The organism is Exiguobacterium sp. s157 (genome assembly GCF_018618205.1).
In the GTDB taxonomy this organism is placed as follows: domain Bacteria; phylum Bacillota; class Bacilli; order Exiguobacteriales; family Exiguobacteriaceae; genus Exiguobacterium; species Exiguobacterium chiriqhucha.
Genome location: NZ_JACSLQ010000001.1, coordinates 557,712 through 579,544, shown reverse-complemented (window position 1 = coordinate 579,544; position 21,833 = coordinate 557,712). Strand labels below are relative to the sequence as shown.

24 protein-coding genes and 1 pseudogene are annotated in these 21,833 nt (G+C 55.2%); 1 reads left to right on the top strand and 24 read right to left on the bottom strand.

Features of this window, described 5'->3' with window-relative positions; translation table 11 throughout:
- Nucleotides 1–15 precede the first annotated feature (15 nt).
- The 10 genes from KNP67_RS03020 to bshB1 form a co-directional block, all read right to left on the bottom strand.
- Nucleotides 16–459, bottom strand: coding sequence for a hypothetical protein (locus KNP67_RS03020; RefSeq protein ID WP_236355676.1), 444 nt, complete (start codon nt 457–459; stop codon nt 16–18).
- Between the two features lie 29 nt (nt 460–488).
- A complete protein-coding gene (locus tag KNP67_RS03015) occupies nt 489–674 on the bottom strand; it encodes a YpmA family protein (RefSeq protein ID WP_021067223.1) in 186 nt (61 codons plus the stop codon).
- A 66-nt stretch (nt 675–740) separates the two neighbouring features.
- A complete protein-coding gene (gene dinG, locus KNP67_RS03010) occupies nt 741–3,551 on the bottom strand; it encodes an ATP-dependent DNA helicase DinG (protein ID WP_214755839.1) in 2,811 nt (936 codons plus the stop codon).
- A 107-nt stretch (nt 3,552–3,658) separates the two neighbouring features.
- A complete protein-coding gene (gene panD, locus KNP67_RS03005; protein WP_021067221.1) occupies nt 3,659–4,042 on the bottom strand; it encodes an aspartate 1-decarboxylase in 384 nt (127 codons plus the stop codon).
- A gap of 5 nt (nt 4,043–4,047) precedes the next feature.
- Entirely contained in the window at nt 4,048–4,878 is an 831-nt protein-coding gene (gene panC, locus KNP67_RS03000) for a pantoate--beta-alanine ligase (protein WP_214755837.1), read from the bottom strand.
- Nucleotides 4,875–5,711: a 3-methyl-2-oxobutanoate hydroxymethyltransferase gene (gene panB / locus KNP67_RS02995; protein ID WP_021067219.1), complete on the bottom strand. Its 837-nt coding sequence runs from the start codon at nt 5,709–5,711 to the stop codon at nt 4,875–4,877. Before panB ends, panC begins: the two co-directional genes overlap by 4 nt.
- A 218-nt stretch (nt 5,712–5,929) precedes the next feature.
- On the bottom strand, nt 5,930–6,892 hold the full coding sequence (locus KNP67_RS02990) for a biotin--[acetyl-CoA-carboxylase] ligase (RefSeq protein WP_214755835.1): 963 nt from the start codon (nt 6,890–6,892) through the stop codon (nt 5,930–5,932).
- Complete coding sequence (locus KNP67_RS02985; protein WP_058763416.1) at nt 6,865–8,004, bottom strand: CCA tRNA nucleotidyltransferase; 1,140 nt, start codon at nt 8,002–8,004, stop codon at nt 6,865–6,867. The genes KNP67_RS02990 and KNP67_RS02985 overlap by 28 nt, the downstream gene beginning before the upstream one ends.
- Nucleotides 8,001–9,122 carry an N-acetyl-alpha-D-glucosaminyl L-malate synthase BshA gene (bshA, locus tag KNP67_RS02980; RefSeq protein ID WP_021067216.1) on the bottom strand — a complete coding sequence of 374 codons (1,122 nt, stop codon included), beginning with the start codon at nt 9,120–9,122 and terminating at the stop codon, nt 8,001–8,003. Before bshA ends, KNP67_RS02985 begins: the two co-directional genes overlap by 4 nt.
- Entirely contained in the window at nt 9,119–9,802 is a 684-nt protein-coding gene (bshB1, locus tag KNP67_RS02975; RefSeq protein ID WP_214755834.1) for a bacillithiol biosynthesis deacetylase BshB1, read from the bottom strand. The genes bshA and bshB1 overlap by 4 nt, the downstream gene beginning before the upstream one ends.
- Before the next feature lie 111 nt (nt 9,803–9,913).
- Between bshB1 and KNP67_RS02970 the strand changes: the two genes are divergently transcribed.
- Nucleotides 9,914–10,681, top strand: a complete 768-nt coding sequence (locus tag KNP67_RS02970) for a YitT family protein (RefSeq protein ID WP_251130765.1) — start codon at nt 9,914–9,916, stop codon at nt 10,679–10,681.
- On the opposite strand, the pseudogene KNP67_RS02965 reads toward KNP67_RS02970, so the two are convergent.
- From KNP67_RS02965 to ndk, 14 genes and pseudogenes are all read right to left on the bottom strand, one after another.
- Nucleotides 10,644–10,949: pseudogene (locus KNP67_RS02965) on the bottom strand (GreA/GreB family elongation factor); the annotation flags it as partial. The gene KNP67_RS02970 and the pseudogene KNP67_RS02965 overlap by 38 nt on opposite strands.
- Before the next feature lie 61 nt (nt 10,950–11,010).
- Entirely contained in the window at nt 11,011–11,694 is a 684-nt protein-coding gene (locus tag KNP67_RS02960; protein WP_029595658.1) for a zinc metallopeptidase, read from the bottom strand.
- Between the two features lie 38 nt (nt 11,695–11,732).
- Entirely contained in the window at nt 11,733–12,347 is a 615-nt protein-coding gene (locus tag KNP67_RS02955; protein WP_214755830.1) for a DUF1405 domain-containing protein, read from the bottom strand.
- A gap of 99 nt (nt 12,348–12,446) precedes the next feature.
- The gene (locus KNP67_RS02950; protein ID WP_021067210.1) at nt 12,447–13,241 is read right to left on the bottom strand and encodes a menaquinol-cytochrome c reductase cytochrome b/c subunit; all 795 of its coding nucleotides are present in this window, start codon (nt 13,239–13,241) and stop codon (nt 12,447–12,449) included.
- 33 nt (nt 13,242–13,274) lie between these two features.
- Nucleotides 13,275–13,946: a menaquinol-cytochrome c reductase cytochrome b subunit gene (gene qcrB, locus KNP67_RS02945; RefSeq protein ID WP_021067209.1), complete on the bottom strand. Its 672-nt coding sequence runs from the start codon at nt 13,944–13,946 to the stop codon at nt 13,275–13,277.
- 15 nt (nt 13,947–13,961) lie between these two features.
- A complete protein-coding gene (locus tag KNP67_RS02940; protein ID WP_021067208.1) occupies nt 13,962–14,465 on the bottom strand; it encodes a QcrA and Rieske domain-containing protein in 504 nt (167 codons plus the stop codon).
- A 110-nt stretch (nt 14,466–14,575) separates the two neighbouring features.
- Complete coding sequence (locus KNP67_RS02935; protein ID WP_021067207.1) at nt 14,576–15,016, bottom strand: DUF2487 family protein; 441 nt, start codon at nt 15,014–15,016, stop codon at nt 14,576–14,578.
- 165 nt (nt 15,017–15,181) lie between these two features.
- Nucleotides 15,182–15,715 carry a ReoY family proteolytic degradation factor gene (locus tag KNP67_RS02930; RefSeq protein ID WP_021067206.1) on the bottom strand — a complete coding sequence of 178 codons (534 nt, stop codon included), beginning with the start codon at nt 15,713–15,715 and terminating at the stop codon, nt 15,182–15,184.
- Nucleotides 15,716–15,739: 24 nt separating this feature from the next.
- Entirely contained in the window at nt 15,740–17,011 is a 1,272-nt protein-coding gene (locus tag KNP67_RS02925) for a tetratricopeptide repeat protein (RefSeq protein WP_214755828.1), read from the bottom strand.
- A gap of 36 nt (nt 17,012–17,047) precedes the next feature.
- Nucleotides 17,048–18,298 (bottom strand): 3-phosphoshikimate 1-carboxyvinyltransferase, encoded by a 1,251-nt coding sequence (aroA, locus tag KNP67_RS02920; RefSeq protein WP_029595660.1) that lies wholly within the window; start codon nt 18,296–18,298, stop codon nt 17,048–17,050.
- Between the two features lies 1 nt (nt 18,299).
- Complete coding sequence (locus tag KNP67_RS02915) at nt 18,300–19,346, bottom strand: 3-dehydroquinate synthase (protein WP_029595661.1); 1,047 nt, start codon at nt 19,344–19,346, stop codon at nt 18,300–18,302.
- The gene (gene aroC / locus KNP67_RS02910; protein ID WP_214755826.1) at nt 19,340–20,500 is read right to left on the bottom strand and encodes a chorismate synthase; all 1,161 of its coding nucleotides are present in this window, start codon (nt 20,498–20,500) and stop codon (nt 19,340–19,342) included. Before aroC ends, KNP67_RS02915 begins: the two co-directional genes overlap by 7 nt.
- A 10-nt stretch (nt 20,501–20,510) precedes the next feature.
- Nucleotides 20,511–21,290: a CheR family methyltransferase gene (locus tag KNP67_RS02905; protein WP_029595663.1), complete on the bottom strand. Its 780-nt coding sequence runs from the start codon at nt 21,288–21,290 to the stop codon at nt 20,511–20,513.
- Between the two features lie 117 nt (nt 21,291–21,407).
- Entirely contained in the window at nt 21,408–21,824 is a 417-nt protein-coding gene (gene ndk, locus KNP67_RS02900) for a nucleoside-diphosphate kinase (RefSeq protein ID WP_021067200.1), read from the bottom strand.
- Between the last annotated feature and the right edge of the window lie 9 nt (nt 21,825–21,833).

Here is a 21,833-nt window from a genome sequence, read left to right as displayed (position 1 = left end):
TCCCCCTTGGTTTCGTTACGAGTCCGTCAATTGGACCCGTCGAATAAATTCGCCCGCTTGGAGCGTATAATACGAATACGTATACGATGCGCCCGATTTCGTCACGACCTCAATCAAGGCCCGTTCGTCAAACCCGTATTTACAGCTGACGAGTGACCCGCCCGTTTCTGTGACCGATTCGGCACAGACTTGATCGAGGTCGACCGACGCGATGTCACGCGTCACAATCGGCAACTTGTCATCGACTGGCACGAACTGGACTTGATCCGTCTCCTCGAAGACGACGTACGGTTCCGTCCCGTTATACAGCTCGGCCCGTTCGATGTTGACGGACGGTTGCTCGGTCTCGAGACGCTCGCGTGCCGCCTCGATCATCTTGTCTTTCGTGCGCTCGGTATGACCGACCGTGAACCAATAGATGCCACTAAATACGATGACGACACCGATGAGTGCCGTCATGAACGCAACCACTACTTTGGTCTTCCGTGTCATTCCGTCCGATAGATGGTGAACACCATCTCTTCTTTCTTCGGATCATTCACTTTTTTCTCTAAAGCAAGACCGAACATTAAATCTTGGCCCTTCAACGTGCGGTTCAACAAGTCGACAATTTTGTATACATCTGCCGTCGGCTCGATTCGAACCGTCGCCAACGTCTCGATATTCGAATTCATGATTACTCCTCCTTCAAAAAACACTATACCCATTATTATAAAACGATAATATCACGATGCCTAGCGTTATCTCTGATTTCCTAGGCCGGTCTTTTCTTTCTCGTCTAAAAACAGCTCCAGTTCGGCGAGTGCGGTCTCGAGCGGACCGTCGATTCGGTCGACGGCCGGCAAACTGTTAATGAACTGCTTCCCATAACGGGTCGTCTCGACACGACGGTCGAAGACGAAGATGGCGCCGTAATCCTCTTTCGAGCGAATCAGACGGCCGACCCCTTGTTTAAAGCGGATGACCGCTTGCGGGAGTGACAGCTCGAAGAATGACGATTTGCCTGTCGCCTCGATTTTCTCGGACCGCGCCTGCATGACCGGTTGGTCGGGCGGGGCGAACGGGAGTCGGACGATAATGAGGCAAGTGAGTGCCTCGCCCGGAATGTCGACGCCTTCCCAGAAGCTGGCCGTCCCGAACAAAATCGATTGGTCGATGCGCTTGAATTGTTTCGTCAAACGGCTACGTGATCCGCCGCTGACGCCTTGGGCGAGGAGCGTATAGCCCTCATCAAGCTGGTCTTTGACGGCCTCATGCGTCAAACGCAACAATTCGTTCGATGTGAACAAGACGAGCATCCGTCCTTTCGTCACATTGGCGATTTGGGCAATCGAGCCTGCAATCTGTTCGACGAACCGCGGCAACGGAACCTCGTTGATGAGCGGGATGTCGGATGGCACAAACAGTTTCGCTTGTTTCTTGAAATCAAACGGTGACGCCAGGACGACGCGACGGACATCTTCGCCGTCGAGTCCAAGACGGCGTTCGATGAATCCGAATCGGCCCGAAACGGTCATCGTCGCCGACGTCAAGACGGTCGGACGCTTGGCGAACAGTCGTTCATGCAAGAGCGGACCGATCTCGACCGGTTGCGTATACACCGAAGTCAACTTACGGTTGGCCAGGTTGAGTTCGACCCAACTGACAGCATCGTCATCCCGCGTGAGCATCGTCTCGTAGAGCACGCTCTCGATATCGCGCACGTCCCCGATGAACGCCTTCAAATCCCCGAGCACGGCCCGTTGTTTGAACGTCATATGTTCTTTATGCTCATCGAGAAGCCGATGCAGTTGCCGGAGCGTCGTCCGGAGTGTCCGCAGACGGTCTTCGAGTCGCTTCGCCACTTCCCGAATCGGACGGAACGGCTCCCCTTCCCGCTCGAAGCGGACGGTTTGACGTTGCTCCCGCTTTTTACCGAGTGACTGGAGCGCCGTAAGCAAATCGTTCAGTTCATCGTCGACGCGGGCGAGCGCTTGATCGGTCGCCTTGCTGAACGCCTCGGCTTCTTCCGCGACAGCCGTCAAATCAGCGAGTCCGAGCACGCGTGAATGGAACTTGCCATCGGCGCCGTAACCGAACCACTTGAACAAGCGGTCGAACTGAATCGCGTCGAACGTCACACCGAAGTGATGCGACGCGACTTCCTCGACTTGATGGGCCTCATCTAAAATGAGCGGCGTATCGGTCGGAAGAATCCCGGCCTGATGCTGCAAATCAGAGAACAATAAGGCGTGGTTCGTCACGATGATATCGGCCTCTTTCGAGCGCAAGACGGCCCGGGTGAAGAAGTCCCGGCTATACCACGGGTCGAAACGGCCGAAGTCCGAGGCCGCGTCGGCTTGGATGAGCCGTTTGAACGAGGCCGGCCCTTGTGACGCCGCACCCGGTAGCGACAACTCTTCCAAGTCGCCTGTCACGGTCTCGGTCAACCAGACGAGTACCATCGCCTTGCACATCGCCGGGAGCAAGCCTTCGTTCGCCTCCTCGAGACTCATCTCGAACTTGCGGAGGTCGATGTAATTGCGTCTCCCTTTCAACAACGTGAATTCGACTTCAGGGAAAATCGCTTTTAAAATCGGCAAATCTCGAGTCAACAGCTGTTCCTGCAATTGAATCGTATGTGTGCTGACGACGACCGGTCGTTTCGTCTCGAGCGCGTGATGGGCGCTCGGAATCAAATACGCCAACGTTTTTCCGGTCCCTGTTCCCGCCTCGATTAACAGTGTCGCTTCGTCATCGAGCGCTTTATAGACGTGGCGCATCATCTCGAATTGACTTTGACGCGGTTCGAATTGCCCGAACAATGCCGGGAGCGTCTCTTCAATCGTCCGGTGAAGGAACGGCTCGAACGGCTCGCGTTCGACGGCGGGTTCGAACGTGTCGACGAGACGTCTCAGTGCGATTTTCCGATGAATATCGTACGTCGTCTCGTCGTCGGCCCGGATTCCGACTTGAATGATCAACTCATCGAGCAGCGGCTCGACGTTGCTCGTCCACGACTCGGACAACCGCCGCAATTGTTTCAGCGTGACGAGCGGTAACGCGCGCAACCGCTCGACCAAGCGAACGAACAGTTCAGCCGTTGCCTCGGCGTCGCTGAGCGCGCGGTGCGCGTCGGTGTGGACGAGGTTGAACGTCTCGGCGAGCGACTCGAGCGCGTGGCTCTCGAGCGTCGGGTATAGAATCCGCGCCAGTTCGACCGTGTCGATGGCCCGGCCCTGGAACGGGATATACCCGGCCAACTCTAAGCTTTCATTCAAAAAATTCAAATCAAACGATACGTTATGGGCGACAAAAATCCGCCCGTCTAGCATCTTCCATATATCTGGGATCACTTCCTCAAACGTCGGGGCTTCCGCCACGTCTTGATTCGTGATCGTCGTCAACTGCGTGATAAAAGGCGGGATCGGGCGACTCGGACGAATCAAGGTACTGTAGCGCTCAATCACTTCACTCCCTTGAACGACCACCGCCGCAAATTCAATCAATTCGTCGCCGGACTTGACGGAATGACCAGTCGTCTCCAAATCCACTATCACATAGGTGTCCATAACATCCATCCCATCTTCGGCACGCTCGTGCTTTCTGTCTGTCTCATCTTACCATAGAACGATACACGAAAAAACGGGGATGCCTCTCGCGGACATCCCCGTTTGTCTTATAAAATCGTATGGGCGATTTCTTCGTATAGAAGTTGATCGATCTCGTTTCGCTCGTTCAAGACGGCGACTTTCGGACGATGTTGTTTCGCTTCCTCGGCCGTCATTTGACCGTACGCCATGATGATGACGACGTCCCCGACTTGGAAGTGACGGGCCGCAGCCCCGTTCAAACAGACGACACCTGAACCTCGTTCGCCCTTGATGACGTACGTCTCGATGCGAGCCCCGTTATGGTTGTTCGTGATGTGGACATGCTCGTTCTCCATGATCCCGACCGCATCCATTAAATCTTCATCGATCGTGATCGAGCCGACGTAATGTAAGTTCGCCTCGGTGACGGTCGCCTTGTGTAGTTTTGCGTGCATAAATGTTCGAATCATTGGATTCATCCTCTCTTCCAAATCACATTATCAATCAAGCGGGCCCGTTCGAACTGCACCGCTACAGCAATCAATAGTTCGGTTGACGCGGAGGTCACCTCGGTCAACGTCGGATAGTCTTTGATTTCGACATAGTCGATCGTGCTGTTCGGAATGTTGCTCAAGCGGTCCTCGAGCCGTTCCATCACGTCTCGAATCGCCTCACCTTGCGCAAGGGCGTCTCGCGCCTCGATCAAGGCACGGTTGATGTCACTCGCATCCACCTTCTCTGACTCCGATAAATAGACGTTACGGGACGATTTCGCAAGGCCCGACGGTTCACGGATAATCGCACAGCGGCGAATCTCGACCGGGACGAAATAGTCGCGGACGTAGCCTTCGATTAGAGCGACCTGTTGCGCATCCTTCAACCCGAAGTAAGCGCGGGTCGGACGGACGAGATTGAACAGTTTCGAAACGACGGTCAAGACGCCATCGAAATGACCGGGACGACTGGCCCCGCATAATACATCAGCGCCGGTGCGCACCGTCACACGTGCCATGTCGAGCGGATACATCGTCTCCGTGTTCGGGTAGAACAAGACGTCGACACCCGCCTCGCGGGCGAGTGCCTCGTCCCGCTCGAAATCACGTGGATAGCGGTCGAGGTCCTCGTTCGGTCCGAACTGGGTCGGGTTGACGAAGATGCTCATGACGACGAGGTCGTTTTCTGACTTGGCCGCTTCGACGAGACTGAGGTGCCCTTCATGCAAATAACCCATCGTCGGGACGAAACCGATCGTCCCGACACCTGTCAATGCTTCTTGTAACGAACGTGGGGTCGTGACGATGTTCATGCCTTGCCCCCGTAGAGCGTGTCGAGCAATGACTCATCCATCGTGAACGTGTGCCGTTCGAGCGGGAACGAGCCGTCTTTCGTCGCATCGACGTAATTGCGGATTGCCGTCGTCGCCACTTCATTCACGTCGGCATATGCCTCGACGAACTTCGGAAGGCGGTCGACGCCATATTTCAAGATATCGTGATAGACGAGTACTTGGCCATCCACATCGGCACCCGCACCGATTCCGATGACCGGGATGCTGAGCGCCTCGGCAATCTTTTTGGCCAATTGATGTGGCACACATTCGAGGACGAGCATCTTCGCGCCAACCCGCTCCGCCTCGAGGCTATCGGCAATCAACTGTTCTGCGTCTTCGAGCGACTTGCCTTGTACTTTATAACCTTCGAGCACACCGACAGATTGCGGAGTGAGGCCAAGGTGGGCGACACACGGCATACCGACTTTCGTCAGACGCTCGATCGTTTCAAGCACCTCGCCAGCCCCTTCAAGTTTAATCGCATCGGCCTGTCCGTCTTGGAACAACGTCGCGGCCGCTTGGAGCGTGCGGTCGAAATCACCGTGGTATGTCGCGAACGGCATATCAACGACGACGAACGTGTCACGGGCCCCGCGGCGAACCGCTTTCGCGTGATGGACCATGTCAGAGATTGTCACAGGAATCGTCGAATCGTAACCGAGCACGACCATCCCGAGCGAATCCCCGACTAAAATGATATCGACGCCTGCAGCCTCGGCCAGTTTCGCTGACGGATAATCGTAGGCGGTCAACATGACCAATTTCTCTTCTTGCTTCATCTTCTTCAATAACGAAGTCATCGTATGCATATAGTTCTCCTCCTAATGTGGAGACAGGTTAGAAAAAACGCCTTCCTACACGAATGGTAAGAAGGCGCACGAAAACAATCTCAAGTAGATGAGTGTCCTTCTGTCCCTGTCAAAATGATCAAGGCAGACAAAAAAATGTAGTGACGGTCTGCAGTACTGGTACACTTCGCGAGCGATAGCGTCCGGCACATTCATTATAGACCACGAACCCGTTTCCATCAATCATTCCAAACTGCGATCTCGGCAGAGTAAATCGGCTCGACCGTTCCTTCATGTTCCAACAGGAGTGCCCCTTCCTCTGAAATGCCGCGCATCGTCCCGCGTCTTGGCTTCCCTGACGCCGTCAACGTCACCGGTTCGTTCAGATAGGCGGCGTGTTCGAGCCAATGGGCGCGCACAGAATCAAATCCTGACGCGAGGAACAAATCGTATTCCGTCTCGAGCTCGGCGAGCAAGTGAGCAAGCAACTCGCTTCTCCGATACGTCTGATTCGTTTCCAGCTTGATGGACGTCGCGCGATGGGCGAGCTCGTCCGGGATGACATCGCTATTGACGTTCAACCCGAACCCAAGGATGACGGCTTGAATCCGGTCACCCTCCGTCTGCATCTCAGTCAAGATGCCGCCGATTTTTTTCCCATTGAGCAACAAGTCATTCGGCCATTTGATGGTGGCCGGGATACCTTGCGCGTGCAAAGCGCGCGCGAACGCGCTCGCCGCCATGAGCGTCAGCTTCGAGGCGTCGCGAATCGGCAGCGCCGGGCGCAGGATGACACTCGCCGCGATATTGACGTGGCTCGGATTATACCAGTTCCGGCCGAGTTGGCCTCGTCCCGCTGTCTGCTCCTCGCTGATGACGAGCGTTCCTTCGAGGACGCCCTTTTGCGCCAATTCATGGGCGATGCGTTGGGTCGTATCGACTTGATCAAACGCATGGACGGCTTGTCCGAACCGCCCTTTTCGGAACGATACGAACGCCGGCTCATCGAGTCGGTCGGTCTGGCCGAACAATTGATACCCTTTTCGAGGAATCGTCTCAATCGCATACCCATCTTGTTTTAACGTCTCGATATGCTTCCAAATAGCGGTACGTGAAATATTTAATTGACGGGCCAACTCCTGACCACTCCAGACGGTCCCGTCCTGCAACAGGTTTAATACTTTTCCGCGTGTTGAAGCCATCGTTTCGCCTCCTTTCGTAACGGTTCCGGTTCGTTGGCGAGCTCGCCGTCCAGCACGAGCCGTTCGACGTGGGCGAGCACTTGTTTGATGAGCGGGCCCTTGGCCCCGATTTGGAGCGCATCACGACCGTCGAAGCGAAGCTCCCGGCGCGATTGAATCGGCAACTGCCGCTTCAACTGTTCAGCCGTCTCCGTCCGACCCGACATGTCGAGATACGTCGAGAGCGTCGCCGTCGTCGTCTCGTAAATCGTGAACGTGTCGAGGCCGGTCGTGAACAACCGGGCGAGCACATTCGCTTCCCGTTTCAGCGCGTTCGAGCGTTTCCACGGCGTCAACCAATCGGTCGCAGCGGCATGATGGACGAACAGCGCCCAGCCGCCGACCGGATTGACCGGCGTCCGTCTGTCGGCGATGACGCGCTCAATCAGTTCTGCCGAGACGTTCGGTAAATACTGATGGATGCCGAGGTCCAGTATCGCCGCCAGCGCTTTTCGATACGCCGGACCGACCATCAACTTCTCGAACTCGATGGCGACCCGCTCCATCGCGATGTCTTGCAGTTTATGACCGAGTTCGCGGGAAGCTCGTTGCACGTCATCATCGAGACGGAAATCGAGCTGGGCCATGAAGCGGAACGCCCGCATGATGCGGAGCGCGTCCTCATTGAAGCGTTCGTACGGGCTGCCGACGGTACGGATGACACGCGCCTCAAGATCCATCCGACCGCCGAACAAATCGACGACGTTGCCATCGTGGAACGCCATCGCGTTCATCGTGAAGTCGCGCCGTTTCATGTCCTCCTCGAGCGAGACGCCGAGCGACACGTGGTCGGGCCGTCTCGAATCCGAATACGTCCCTTCCGACCGGAACGTCGTCACTTCGAACGGATGATGGTCGAGAATGACCGTCACTGTGCCGTGATCGATTCCGGTCGGTACCGATTTCGGGAACAAACGCATGACTTCGTCCGGAAAGAGCGACGTGGCGATATCGATGTCATCCGGAAGCGTACCGCGCATATAGTCACGGACGGCCCCCCCGACGATATACGCTTCGCCGCCGTGGGCGTTAATCGTCTCGATAATCCGTTTGGCGTATTCCCATTCCGTCATGGGCGCACCACCTGTTCATAAAGCGATTCATATGCCGTGACGATATCGGCCGACGCGAACTGTTTGGCCCGTTCGAGCCCGTTCGTGCGGAAGCGTGCATGCAGTTCCCCGTCGAGCAAAATCGCTTCGAGCGCTCTCGTCGCCGCGAGCGCGTCGCCGCGTTTGACGACGAACCCTTCCACGCCGTCAGTGATGACTTCCGGCAATCCGCCCGCATCGCTGACGACCGATGGGACGCCCGTCGCCATCGCCTCGAGCGCGACGAGACCGAACGCCTCTTTGTCCGATAACAGGATGTGGACGTCGCAAATCGACAAGAGCGCCGCCACTTGTTCTTGCTTCCCGGCGAAGATGACTTGCTCTTCGAGTCCCATTTCGCTCACGAGGCGGCGCATCGCTCCCATGAGCGGACCGTCGCCGACGAGGAGCAGTTTCTTATGTGGGACGTTCATCTGCTGGAACGCCTCGAGCACGAGATCGATTCGCTTCACTTGCCGGAAGTTCGAGATATGGATGACGACCCGGTCTTGATCGGACAAGCCATACCGTTCGCGGAGGGACGTGTCGGCCTGCGGTTGATAGACCGCCTCATCGATGAAGTTGTGGATGACATCAATCGATAAGTCGGACCCGATCCGCTCGAGCGTCTCTTGCTTCAAACTGTCCGAGACGGCCGTGATGGCGTTCGATTGGCGTAAGCCGTACAAAATTGCCGGCTTCAATTCCTCATCTTCGCCGAGCACGGTGATATCCGTGCCATGGAGTGTCGACACGATCGGTGTCTTCGTCCCCGCCATCTCGCGTCCGAGGGCGGCACAAACGGCGTGCGGCACCGCATAGTGGGCGTGGATGACATCGAGGCCGAACGCCCGGATGACGCTCGCAATCTTCGACGCCAGCGTGATGTCGTACGGTGGATACCGGAACACCGAGTATTGATTGATTTCGACTTGGTGGAACGTGATGTTCGGATGATAAGCGTTCAATCGGAATGGGATGCTCGACGTGATGAAATGAACATCATGGCCCCGGTCGGCGAGTTTCATCCCGAGCTCAGTGGCGAGAATGCCCGAGCCCCCGACCGATGGATAACAGAGAACTCCGATTCTTAGACTCACGTGAGCTCACCTGCCTGATGGACCACGTATGGGCGGCTCGTCATCAACCCTTCCGCATATGCGGTCCCGATTAAGCTACCGAAGTGACGTTCCCTCGCCAATACCCGTTCGAGATAGGCGTCCGTGAGCGGCGTTGCCACGCCGTCGACCGGTGTGAACTGACTGGCATAGGCACGCAAGGCGTCAAGTTTTTGCTCGATTGTCCCCGTGATGTCGATACAGACGTCCGGTGTCGTATGGGCGTTAATCATATATTGATAGACACTCGACGGCCGATATGCCGGGACGTCGGGCATGTATTTACGGATTCCGGCATTAAAGAGCGCCTCCTCGACGAGTCGGGCGCAGGCGCCGTGATCGGGATGGCGGTCGATGCCGTATGGATACAGAACGTGTGTCGGACGCTCGGACCGAATCAATCGGACGATCGCCTCGATTTGAGTTGCGTCCCCGGTCAGGCCCCGGTCCGGGAACCCGAGATTGATGCGACGGATGCCGAGCACCCGATCGGCCGTTTCGGCTTCGATGCTGCGCGTGACGACGTCCCCATTCGAAGACAGCTCCGCTCTCGTCAAATCGACGTATAGAACGTCGACCCCGGCCTTGGTCCATTGGGCGGTCATGCCGGCGATTCCGATTTCGATATCGTCCGGATGGGCCCCAATTGCTACTATTTTCATAAAATCACCTCTTCTGTGAAAAGTATATCGGACTCATCGCGGAATGTCATATGTAGAGGGTAGTCAATCGAGAGGTTTTTCGAGTACGCTACTAGGTGGGAGGTGAACCAAATGACGGTACAATTACCGATTCGGTTTCGCAATATATTCTTTATTTTAATTGGTTCCTTTATTTTCGCGTTCGGCGTCTATCATTTCAACGTCCAGAACAATTTGGCGGAAGGCGGATTCACGGGCATCACCTTGATTCTGCGCGGTTTGTTCGACTGGTCGCCATCGATCACGAACTTGGCGCTCAACATCCCGCTCTTTTTTGTCAGCTACAAGCTGCTCGGGCGGACGACGTTCATCTATACGCTCATCGGGACGTTCAGTTTCTCGCTCTGGTACGCCCTCATCGCCAAGTACTCGAATCTAATCATCGATTTGACGGACGATATGGTGCTCGCGAGTCTATTCGCCGGTCTCTTCATCGGGGTCGGTCTCGGCATCATCTTCAATAACGGTGGGACGACGGGAGGCGTCGATATCATCGCCCGACTCGTCCAACGTTACGTCGGATGGTCAATCGGCAAGACGTTCCTCGTGTTCGACTTTTTCGTCATCGTCCTCAGCTTGACGTATCTCGATATTCGCGAGGCGATGTACACACTCCTCGCCGTCTATATCGGCGCCCGCGTCATCGACTCGATGCAAGAAGGGACATACGCTGGCAAGGCCGCCATGATTATCAGCGACCATCGTACGGCCATCGCTGACGGGATTCACGCCACGATGAACCGCGGGACGATACGGAAATCGTTTCTTCCGCCAAATCAGCCTCGAGCTCACCGACGAGGCGATACGTCTCATCATTCCCGTCCGGTAATTCCCGAATGACGACTCGGCTCCCGAACGCGACGACGTCGGGCCGACCCTCGTCGACGATAACGGCATCGGCGAGCAGACGCTCCAGTTCGATAATTTTAGTCTCAATCCGCTCTTGTTCCCGGACCACCTCCATGTACGTCACGTCTTCACGAAAATCACAAAACTTTCGGGCCGTCTTGACGCGTTCGAGCGCCTCATGCCGGCTATCCCCGCGCAACGTCTCCAGCTGTTCTTGTAAGCGGAGCCGTCCCGCTTTCGTCAATTGTGGTTGATTCATCTGCTACTCCTTTCGAAAGCAAAATTAAAAAAGTCCCGTCACGTGGACGGGACCCTTGATTCTACTCATCACGTGGCATGAAGACGATGAGCGCCAAGCGGATCAGTTCGGCGACGGCGACAAGTGTGGCCGCCACATATGTCCAAGCCGCCGCGTTGAGCACTTTGCGTGCGCCCGACTCTTCCGTTGCCGTGACGATGCCGTGGCTCGTCAATTCAGCCATAGCCCGTTTCGAGGCATCGAATTCGACAGGTAACGTGACGAGTTGGAACACGACCGCCCCGAGCATCATGATGACACCGAGTTGGGCGAGCCCCATCGCGCCGAGCAAAAAACCACCTAAGAGAAGTGGGAACGACAAGTTCGACGTGATGTTCACGACCGGGACGAGACGGTGACGGACCCGCATCAACTTATAGTCGGATGCATCTTGAATCACGTGGCCAATCTCGTGGGCCGCAATCGCAGCCGATGAAATCGTCGACCCTTGATACACTTCGCGCGACAGACGGACGACTTTATTGACCGGGTCGTAATGGTCACTCATCAAACCATCGACCATCTCGATCCGGACGTTATGAACGCCGTTTTGTTTCATGATGAAGTCAGCGACCTGTGCACCCGTGACTCCGCTTTGAATCGGTTGTTGGAGAAACTTTTTGTACGTACTTTTCACTCGCATCTGGGCCCATAACGGAATGAGCATAATCAGTGCAAGATAGAAAATATAGCCACCTAATGACATGTTCTCTATCACCTCTGCGTGTATTTGATAATCTGATTTTACATTCTAATGAACTTATTATCAAGCGAAGTGCGTAGGATGATGTGGTATCCCATAAAAAAACATATTCCGGTCAACCAGAACGACCCGTAGCCGATCCAGGCGATATGTTCGGCCAGTGACGGATAACGCGGCCATTGTCCGAGCACGTAGTCGACGACGTCGTTATGGATGACCCAGATGAGCGTCAAGACGAACGAGCGGACCGTCCATGTCATGAACGGTGCGTACAACATCGCCTGGAACGCCATCGCCCCGTGTGACACCATCAGCATGACGGCCATGAGCACGGTGAACGTCTCGGCATCGGGACCGAGTTCCCGTAAGAACAAGATGTTCATGATGACGGCCCATACCCCGTATTTGATGAGCGTCACGAAAGCGAGCGTCTCCATGAGGGGTGACTTCTTCCCGGCAATCCATAAGCCGAGCACGACCGTGAAGAAGAACGAGGCCGTCGGACTGTCCGGCACGAACGGCCAATAGATGAGCGGTGTGTCACGGAGCTGGGGCTCATACCAGACATATCCGTAAATCGTTCCGAACAAGTTGATGATGAACAGGAGCACCAAGACGGTCCGATGGGTGAGAAACGGGCGTAACATATGTATCATTCGTGTATTCCATCCTTTTTTTCTCTATTGTAGCGCAACGGAGGCGAAGTAAAAAGAAGCGTGACCCGTTAGACGGGCCACGCTTCTTGAACCAATCGATTATTGGTTGTTTTCGCCGCCTTCACCGTATGAAGCGATGAATTCAGACATGGCTTGGAGATCTTCATCCGAACCATCCCATTGACCGGCTGGCATCGTACCGACACCGTTGACCGCGATATCCGCGATCTCTTCGGCCGTATACTGTGTGCCGACGAGTGCAGGAGCTGCTGCCCCGCCTTCGAGGTTCTGACCGTGACAGTTCACACAAGACTGAGCCGAGTAAATCTCATAGCCAGGTGCGGCCGTATCGATTTCAGGGCCCTCGCCCGGAACTTCCAAGATTCCTTGTTCATGAACTTGATCCCAGTGCGTCGTTTGAACCGATTCCCACGTCAAGTAGAAAATCGACAACACGCCGAGCAACATGAAGCTAATGGCGACCGGACGTTTGGCCGGACGGCGTTCGAGTCCTTGGTCGAGCCATGGTGCGATCAAGAGCGCCGTGAAAGCGACCCCTGGCAAGATGACCGTTCCAAGCAAGATCCAATCCCCTGCTGCGAACTGATACTTGAGCAATTGATACAAGAACAAGAAATACCAGTCCGGAAGCGGAATGTATGACGTGTTCGTTGGATCGGCGATGTTTTGGAGCGGTGGGGCCTCGACAATCGTCAAGGCGATGAATCCGATCAAGAAGACCGAACCGACCATCCACTCTTTCAACAAGAAGTTCGGCCAGAACGCTTCCGTGCGTCCTGGATACTCTGAATAGTCTTTAGCAATATTTTGTTTCCGATTCGAGATTCCTACTCGAGAGTCGGTTACAAATTTCATCCCTTTACCGCGATGCATATCGTTTCTCCTCCTTTTTGTCTTCGAATCGGCTTATAGCGGTCCTGAGATCCCTTGCTTACGAATCATCAAGAAGTGGGCTCCGAGGAGTCCGAACAAGGCCGCCGGTAAGAAGAAGACGTGAATGGCGAAGAAGTTCGTGAGCGTCCGTGCGCCGACGATCTCGCCACCGGCGAGAAGCGTTTTGGCGATACCACCAATGACCGGGACACTCTCGGCAATTTGAAGTGTAACTTTCGTCGCGAACAACGCTTTCATATCCCACGGCAACAAGTACCCTGTAAGACCGAGCGCCAAGACGACGAAGAACAAGAGAACACCGACGACCCAGTTGAGTTCGCGAGGTTTCTTATACGACCCGGTAAAGAATACGCGGAGCGTATGTAAGAACAACATGACGATCGCAACCGATGCGCCCCAGTGGTGCATCCCACGAACGATTTGTCCGTGCGCGATCTCGTTTTGAAGATAGTACACCGACGCGTGCGCGTTGATGATGTCTGGTACATAGTACATCGTCAAGAACATCCCTGACAGAATTTGAATCACGATCGTGAAGAACGTCAGACCGCCGAAGCAATAAACAAATGCTGAAAAGTGATGGGCAGGGTTGACGTGTTCTGGAACTTCATGGTCAGCGATGTCGCGCCATAACGGCGTGATGTCGACGCGTTCATCGACCCAATCATAAATTTTTTGTAACATCGACTATTCCCCCTCTCACAACTGTGCGACTGGACTGCCCAAGTATAGGAAGCCGTCTTTTTCTTCTTTTTCGTAGCGTGCAAGTGGTGCAGTCGGAGGCGTACCAGGAATGTTCGTTCCATCTTTCTCATAGCGACCGAAGTGACACGGGCAGAAGAATTCTGTCGGTCGAGTCGGGTCTCCACCATATCCTACTTGGCAGCCGAGGTGCGTACAAATTGGAGACAAGGCGATGATTTCGCCGCTCTCATCTTTAAATACCCACGCCGAAAGCGTTTCTTCAAATTCATACCAAGCATCTTGCGTTTGTTTCTTAAAGTCGACACGTTGCGGCTCAGTCGTGATGTCATCAAGACTGATGACTTTTACTTTATCGCCCGCTCCCGATTTTTTTAAGACCGGATCGATCGCAAAGTTGACCATCGGACTGATCAATGTTGCCGCCATAAAGCCACCTACACCAGTCAACGTATACGTTAAGAACTGACGGCGTGTGACTTTTGACCCATTTTGAGCCATTTCGTTCCCCCCTCATTCGTGTGCATAACCCCATAATTCTTTATGCATTCTTCACAAAAATTTCTCACTCAACAAAATAGTATATCAATAAAACCTCCACGTCAACCGCTTCATGTCGCCATCCAACGGCTCGAAAGATCGGTAATGACTTGCGTCGCAAAATTTTGAACCATCGTGTGCGACTGCTCGCCGGACATGCCTTTCAACGCAAGCGGCGGAACGAAAATAATCGGCAGTTCAGAGCCCTTGAAACGCAAATCCGAGGAGATGAACAACACGTGGGTAAACCCCGATGCCGTCGCCTGAACAGTAACTTGTTCGGCGAGCGCACGCCCTGCCTCCGCGTCGACATAACTGATTGTCGGGCTTAGCATCGTCCGGCCGGACAATTGGCGCTCGGTTTCAAGTGCCACCGCCTGGATGACTTCGTTTCCTTCGGCTTTGCGCACCATGTCCTCATCAAACGCCAGTTCGACGAGCGGGACGACGAGCGTATCGACGTATTGGCGTTCTGAGAGCGACTTCATCGCGTCTAGACCATCGAACCTCATCTTCCTCCTCCTCTCCATTAGACATACATCATTATGTTCATTGTAGCGTACCTACAATCGTTCCCTCTGCGAAACTTATGAACGAAATGTGAAATTATTGTGTATTCCTACGTCATTAATATACCAAAAAACAAGCGCTTACCATAACGGAAGCGCTTGTTTTTATTAAAATAATTTTGAGGCTCGGACTTGATGGAGCTGGCTCGTCAAGTTGCGGAACAATTTCTCGTCCCGTCGGTCGAGTGCCTTATCGATTTCGACGAGCAGACGCTCCTCCTCGAACTGGGCAACCGAGGCCCGAATGACCGTCTGGGCCGACGTCGTCACTTCGTCTTTCACTTCGGCGACGGGTTCGAACGGATTCAATTCCACGATATCAATCCACAGCTCATCAATCATCATGCCTTGAAAGTTCAACTCCACGTAGATGGCGCCGTCGTGGAGCCGGATGTCGTGATACGCCTTCTCGGGATTGACCGTGATGAGGTCACCCCGACGGTAACGGAACGGTTCGCCGTCAAATCCATACGCCGTCATGATCAAACTGCGCGGTGAGACCGAGGCGTTCGTGACGAAATGAACGTTCCCGAGTTTTTCTGGATGTCTGAGCCAGTAGTCGATAATCCACTTGGCTTCTCGTTTACGAAGCGTATGATGAGCGAGGAATCGCTTTAAAAATGTTCTTTTCCGCTCGACCATATGACCCCATCTCCTTTATATCGTTTAATCGTGATCCGTCAACCGTTCGAGCCGCTCTTCAAGTGCTTGGCGGTCATCGACATCGACAGTGAGCGCAAGCGTTTGCTCGAGCACTTGTTGCGCTTGGTCACGCTGTCCTTCTTCTATCAATAGTGTAGCCCATTCAATCGCAAATGACACGTCCTCTTTATAAACTTGCTCGATCGACCGGTATAACGTGACGGCCGTATCATAGTCTTCAAGTTCATAGGCCGCTTTCGCCTTGTACCATGTCATGAGCGGGGAAGTCGAATGTTCCTCGAGCGCATCGATCGTCTCGAGGACGGCCTCCATGTCCCCACCTTCGAACAAGACCGATAAGAGCAGCTCAGTCGCCTGAAGCGACTCCGGATTCAACGCGAGAGCCTCGCGCAATTCCGTGACCGCCTCATCTGTCCGACCTTGTTTCAAGAACAGTTTCGCTTTTACCGTGCGCAACTCATCGTTGTAGTCGTCGCGGTCAATCCCTTGGCCAATCACCTCGAGCGCCTCATCGAAGCGGCCGAGTTCGTCGAGCGCTTCCGTGTAAGGCAGATAGAGCGACGTGAAGTCGGGGTCCATCGAGCGAAGCGACTCAAACTGTTTGACGGCAATTTCGTCACGGCCGATGCGGTGGGCCGTCATGGCGTGACCGAAAATCGTGTTCAAGTTGCGGTCTTCCGCCTTCTCATACTCATCGAGTGCCTCTTCGAAAGAGCCGATCATCGTGAGCGCCTCCGCGTAATCGGCCTGATAATCGAGTTCTTCCGGCAAGCGCAAGTGCGGCAGACGCGCGTACAGCGGGACCGCCTGTTCGAACGAGCCGATCGACGCGTACAACTCGGCCAATCCGTAGATGAGGAGCGGTTCGTCCGGGTTCGTCTCGAGCGCCTCCATCAGTTTCTTGACGGCGACCTCGTCCAACCCTTGTGATTGATATAAATCGGCGAGGAGGACGAGACTGCGCATATGCGCTTCCTTGTCCGTCGTATCGATTTTCTCGAGGACGGCAATCGCCTCTTCTTCCCGGTCACTGTCCAAGTAGGCCTCGGCGAGCGACAAGGCGACGTGCGGGTTGCCCGCATAATCGACATATAGCGCCGCGAGCAACTTGACGGCCCGATCGGCGAGGCCGAGTTCGAGGTAGAGATCGGCGATGGCCAACCGGTCCTCGTCCGACCCTTCCTTCTCGAGCGATTCGAGATGCATGAGGGCATGCTCCGTCTCACCTTTTTCAAGCATCTCAATGATATGGTTTAATTCTGTTTCGTCTAACATCGTCAAAATTCCTCCTAGCGGCTACTCGTATTGACGTTATTCTATCTCACGACCGAGTCGTTGTAAATCGTCACGGAAGCGCGGATAACTCACATCCGCTGCCTCGACGTCGTCAATCGTCACATGTTCCGTCGTCAATAAGTCCGCAATTTGGAGCATCATCGCCAAGCGATGATCTCCGTGCGAGGTGACGTGTCCCCCGTGCAAACGGCTCGGATAGACGTCAAAGCCGTCATCCGTCTCGCGAAGGTCGACACCGAGCGCCTTCAATTCGCTCGCGACCGTCTGAATCCGGTCCGTCTCTTTTACGCGGAGCTCCCCCGCATCCCGGACCGACGATGGGCTCGATGCCTGCGACGCGACGAGGGCGAATAATGGCAACTCGTCGATTTGATGTGGGATGGCGGTCCCGTCCAACCGGATGCCATGGAGCGTGCTCGTCGACACGGTGACGTCCCCGACCGATTCTTCTCCGAGTGCGCGGACGTTCGTCACGTCAACGTGCGCCCCCATCCGTTCGAGCGTGCGCAAAAAGCCAATCCGTGTCTCGTTCAAACAGACGTCGGTCGTCGTGACGCGACTATCCGGGACGAGCGCGGCCCCGGCCCACCAAAAGGCGGCCGAGGACGGGTCAGCCGGTACGGCCACCGTCGCGCCTTCCAGGACGGACGGCGACAGCCGAATCGTCCGAACCCCCTCTTCCGAGGTGATGTCAATCTGCCCGTTGAACAGCGGCAGCATGCGTTCGGTATGATCCCTCGACAAGACCGGCTCGCGCACGATCGTCGGGCTGTCCGCACGGAGTCCAGCCAATAAGATGGCCGATTTCACTTGCGCGCTCGCGACAGGCAACGTGTAATCGATGCCCGTCAACGCCCTCCCGCGGATGTGGAGCGGAGCGACGTCACCTGCAAGGTCGGCTCCCATGGCGCGCAACGGGGCAGTGACGCGACGCATCGGTCGCTTCGAGAGCGAGGCGTCGCCGGTGAGCGTGAACGTACCGTCGTAGCCTGCAAGCAGTCCCGTCAAGAGACGCATCGTCGTGCCGGAGTTCCCGCAATCGAGTTCCGCCGACGTGAGCGACGGGCTGCCAGTGATGACGAGTCGTTCCGCTTGTTCATCGACTTGTGCGCCCAAACGACGGATCGCCTCGAGCGTCGACCGGCAATCCTCACCGAGGAGCGGGTCGTACACCGTCGTCTGTCCGTGCGCCACGGCCCCGAGCAATAACGCCCGGTGCGTGATCGACTTATCGCTCGGTACGCGTATCAATCCGTTCAATCCCATCTTAAAACCACCCTTTCAACTGATTATACGCTTCGACGAGCCGTTCGGCCGTGACGCTCGTCACGGTCACTTCTTCACCGAGCAGTACGAAGCGAATCTGTCCAGTTCGATTCTTTTTATCGTGGCCCATCACCTCGAGATACGCCTCGAATGGCTGCCAGACGACCGGCGTGATTGCTTGCTGTTTCACGAATCCGGCGAGCGTTTCCGCGCGTGAGACGTCTCCGGCGACAAGGAAGGCGTACACCATTCCGTATAGGATGGCCTCCCCGTGCGCTAATCGGTACGCCTCGACCGACTCCAACGCATGGCCGAACGTATGACCAAAGTTCAGCCAAGTCCTTACGCCGTGTTCCCGTTCATCGGTCTCGACGACCTGTCGTTTCACTTCAATCCCACGCGCGAGCCACGCCTCCCAATCGAGCGGTCCTTGCGCCAAGGCGGTGAACAGCTCGGTCTCGAACGAGTGCCCGAGGACGTATCGTGACAAGTAGGCATGTTTAATTAACTCGCCGAGCCCACTCAGTATGTCTCGGTCCGTCAACGTCTCGAGACGGTCGACGTTATAGTGGACGCCCGCTGGCTGATAAAAGGCACCGATCGCATTTTTGGCGAGCGGATGGTTGACCGCGACTTTTCCGCCGACGGCTGAATCGTGGGCGAGAACTGTCGTCGGCACTTGTATGTAATGCAGGCCACGCATATAAACACTCGCCAAAAAGCCGGCCAAGTCGCCAATCATGCCGCCGCCAAAGGCGACGACGAGCGTGTCCCGGTCACAGCCAGACGTCAACCCGTCCGCGACGAGACGTTCGATCGTCGCGAGCGATTTCGATGCGTCGCCCGGACGGACGACCGACCAGACGATTGGACGCGCGCTTGCCTCGAGACGAGTCCGAAACGCCTTCCCGTGCAGGCGATCTACCGTCTCGTCCGTGATGACCCACACGGTCGAGCACGAGAAGTAAGGGACGCGGTCGAGCCAGGCGTCCCCTCGTTCAATTGTGACGTCATATGGAGTCGAGGCGTTCACGCGAATCGTCACCACGTGCGAATCTCCTCGCGGTACGCGTCGACGCGCGCTTGGATGCGCCCGACCGTATCATGTCCGAACGTCTCGCATAACTCACGGGCGAGCTCAAACGCGACGACGGCCTCGACGACGAGCGATGCGGCCGGGACGGCACAGGCGTCACTTCGCTCGATTTGGGCGAGGAACGGTTGTTTCGTATCGACATCAACGGATTGGAGCGGCTTGTAAAGTGTCGGAATCGGTTTCATCACTGCGGTACAGACAATCGGCATCCCAGTCGTCATCCCACCTTCGAAACCGCCGAGATGATTGCTCAGGCGTGTATAGCCGTCGGGACCATAAGCGATCGGGTCCATCACTTCCGACCCTGGTCGATACGCCATCTCGAACCCATCACCGAACGCGACGCCTTTGATGGCGTTGACACTCATGACGGCGCGAGCGATGGCCGCATCGAGTTTCCGGTCATATTGGACGTACGATCCGAGCCCCGGGATGACACCATGCACTTCCGTACAGACGACACCTCCGAGCGAGTCACCGGCGGCTTTCGCCTCATCGATTCGATGCATCATCGCCTGGCCTGCCGTCTCATCCATCGTCCGGACCGGTGACGCCTCGATCGTGGCGCGCAATGTGTCGAGCGACTCGTATGAGGCATCGGCCTCGACCCCGCCAATCACTTTGACATAGCTGACGAGCGACATCCCGACAGCAGCGAGCAGTTGTTTGCTCAGGGCGCCGACGGCGACCCGGGCGGCCGTCTCACGTGCGCTCGAGCGTTCGAGGACGTCTCGCAGGTCACGATGGTCGTATTTCAAGCCGCCGACGAGGTCCGCATGTCCTGGTCGCGGGCGGACGACGCGGCGTTTGATTTCCACGTCCGCATCGATCGGTTCGGCCTGCATGACGTTCCGCCAATGAGTATGGTCCTTGTTCTCGATCCAGAACGAAATAGGGGCCCCTGTCGTCACCCCGTGACGAATGCCGGCCCTCACCTCGATTCGGTCTGATTCAATTTGCATGCGGCGGCCGCGGCCGTAGCCGGACTGCCGTTTCGCGAGTTCCGCATTGATGGCTTGCACATCGACCTCAAGCCCGGCCGGTACACCCTCGATGATGATTGAAAGTCCAGGCCCGTGCGATTCTCCTGCCGTCAAATAACGCATAACTGCCACCTCATTCTTCAAATTTTTCGTAGAAGAAGCTCTGCTTCATCTTGTAGCCGTATCGCTTCGGTTGAAAGATCTGCTCGGTCCCTCCGACGAAGAGGACACCGCCTGGTCGGAGCGATCGGTGGAACGATGTATACACTTTCTCTTTCGCTTCCTCGGTGAAATAAATCAAGACGTTACGACAGACGATTAAATCAAAATTCCGCTCGTACACGTCGGCCAGCAGATTATGTTTTTTGAACGTCACTAATTTTTTGATGTCCTCTGTGATGTAATAGTCATCTCCACGGCGGGTGAAGTAACGCTGCCGAAACTCTGATGGCAAGTCGACGAGCGCCCGCTCATGATACTTGCCTTGTTTCGCTTTTTCGATCACCACGTCATCTAGGTCCGTCGCCGTGATTGTGAACTGTGCGGGTGACAAATGTTTCGATAACAGCATCGCCAACGAATACGGTTCTTCACCCGTCGAGCACGCCGCGCTCCAGACGCGCAACTTGCCCTGGCTCTTACGGATGAGTTCCGGCAAAATGTCCGTCTCTAGTTGCTGCCAACGGACCGGGTTCCGGTAAAATTCACTCACGTTGATGGTCATGCGATCTAAAAATTCATCGTATAAGCCCCGGTCCGACTCCATCGCTTTGAAGTATTCGATAAACGTGGCATACCCTTTCTTCTCGCGAAGTGCAATCATACGTCGCTTCATCTGGGCTTCTTTGTATAGGTTTAAGTCAATCCCCGACTTCATATAAAACTTTTTTACGAAGATGGCATAATCATTTATCACCAGTTCCAACCTCAATTCTTTCTCTTCTCCTAGATCATGTCGTGCCAAAACAAGCGAAAGCGCTTTAATCCCAATATAAAAAGGGACAGGAGGCCCCCGTCCCTTTTATCGTCATCAAACGTGTGATGCTTCAGTGGCGAACCAGAGTGACAATTCACGCTCTGCGCTCTCCACGCTATCTGAACCATGGATGACGTTTTGTGACATCGTCGAGGCCAAATCGCCACGAATTGTTCCAGGTTGTGCGTCCAACGGGTTCGTCTTCCCGATCATCAATCGAGAGACGGCGACGATATTTTCGCCTTCCCACTCCATCGCTACAACAGGACCAGACGTTAAGAATTCGACAAGCTCTCCAAAGAACGGCTTTTCCTTATGTTCCGCATAATGCGATTGTGCGACTTCAACCGATGGCGTCAATAGCTCAAGACGGTTCAACGTATATCCTTTCGTTTCGAAGCGCGAGATGATTTCCCCAATCAGACCGCGTTTCACTCCATCCGGTTTTACCATTAAAAATGTTTTTTCCATTCCCCTAAT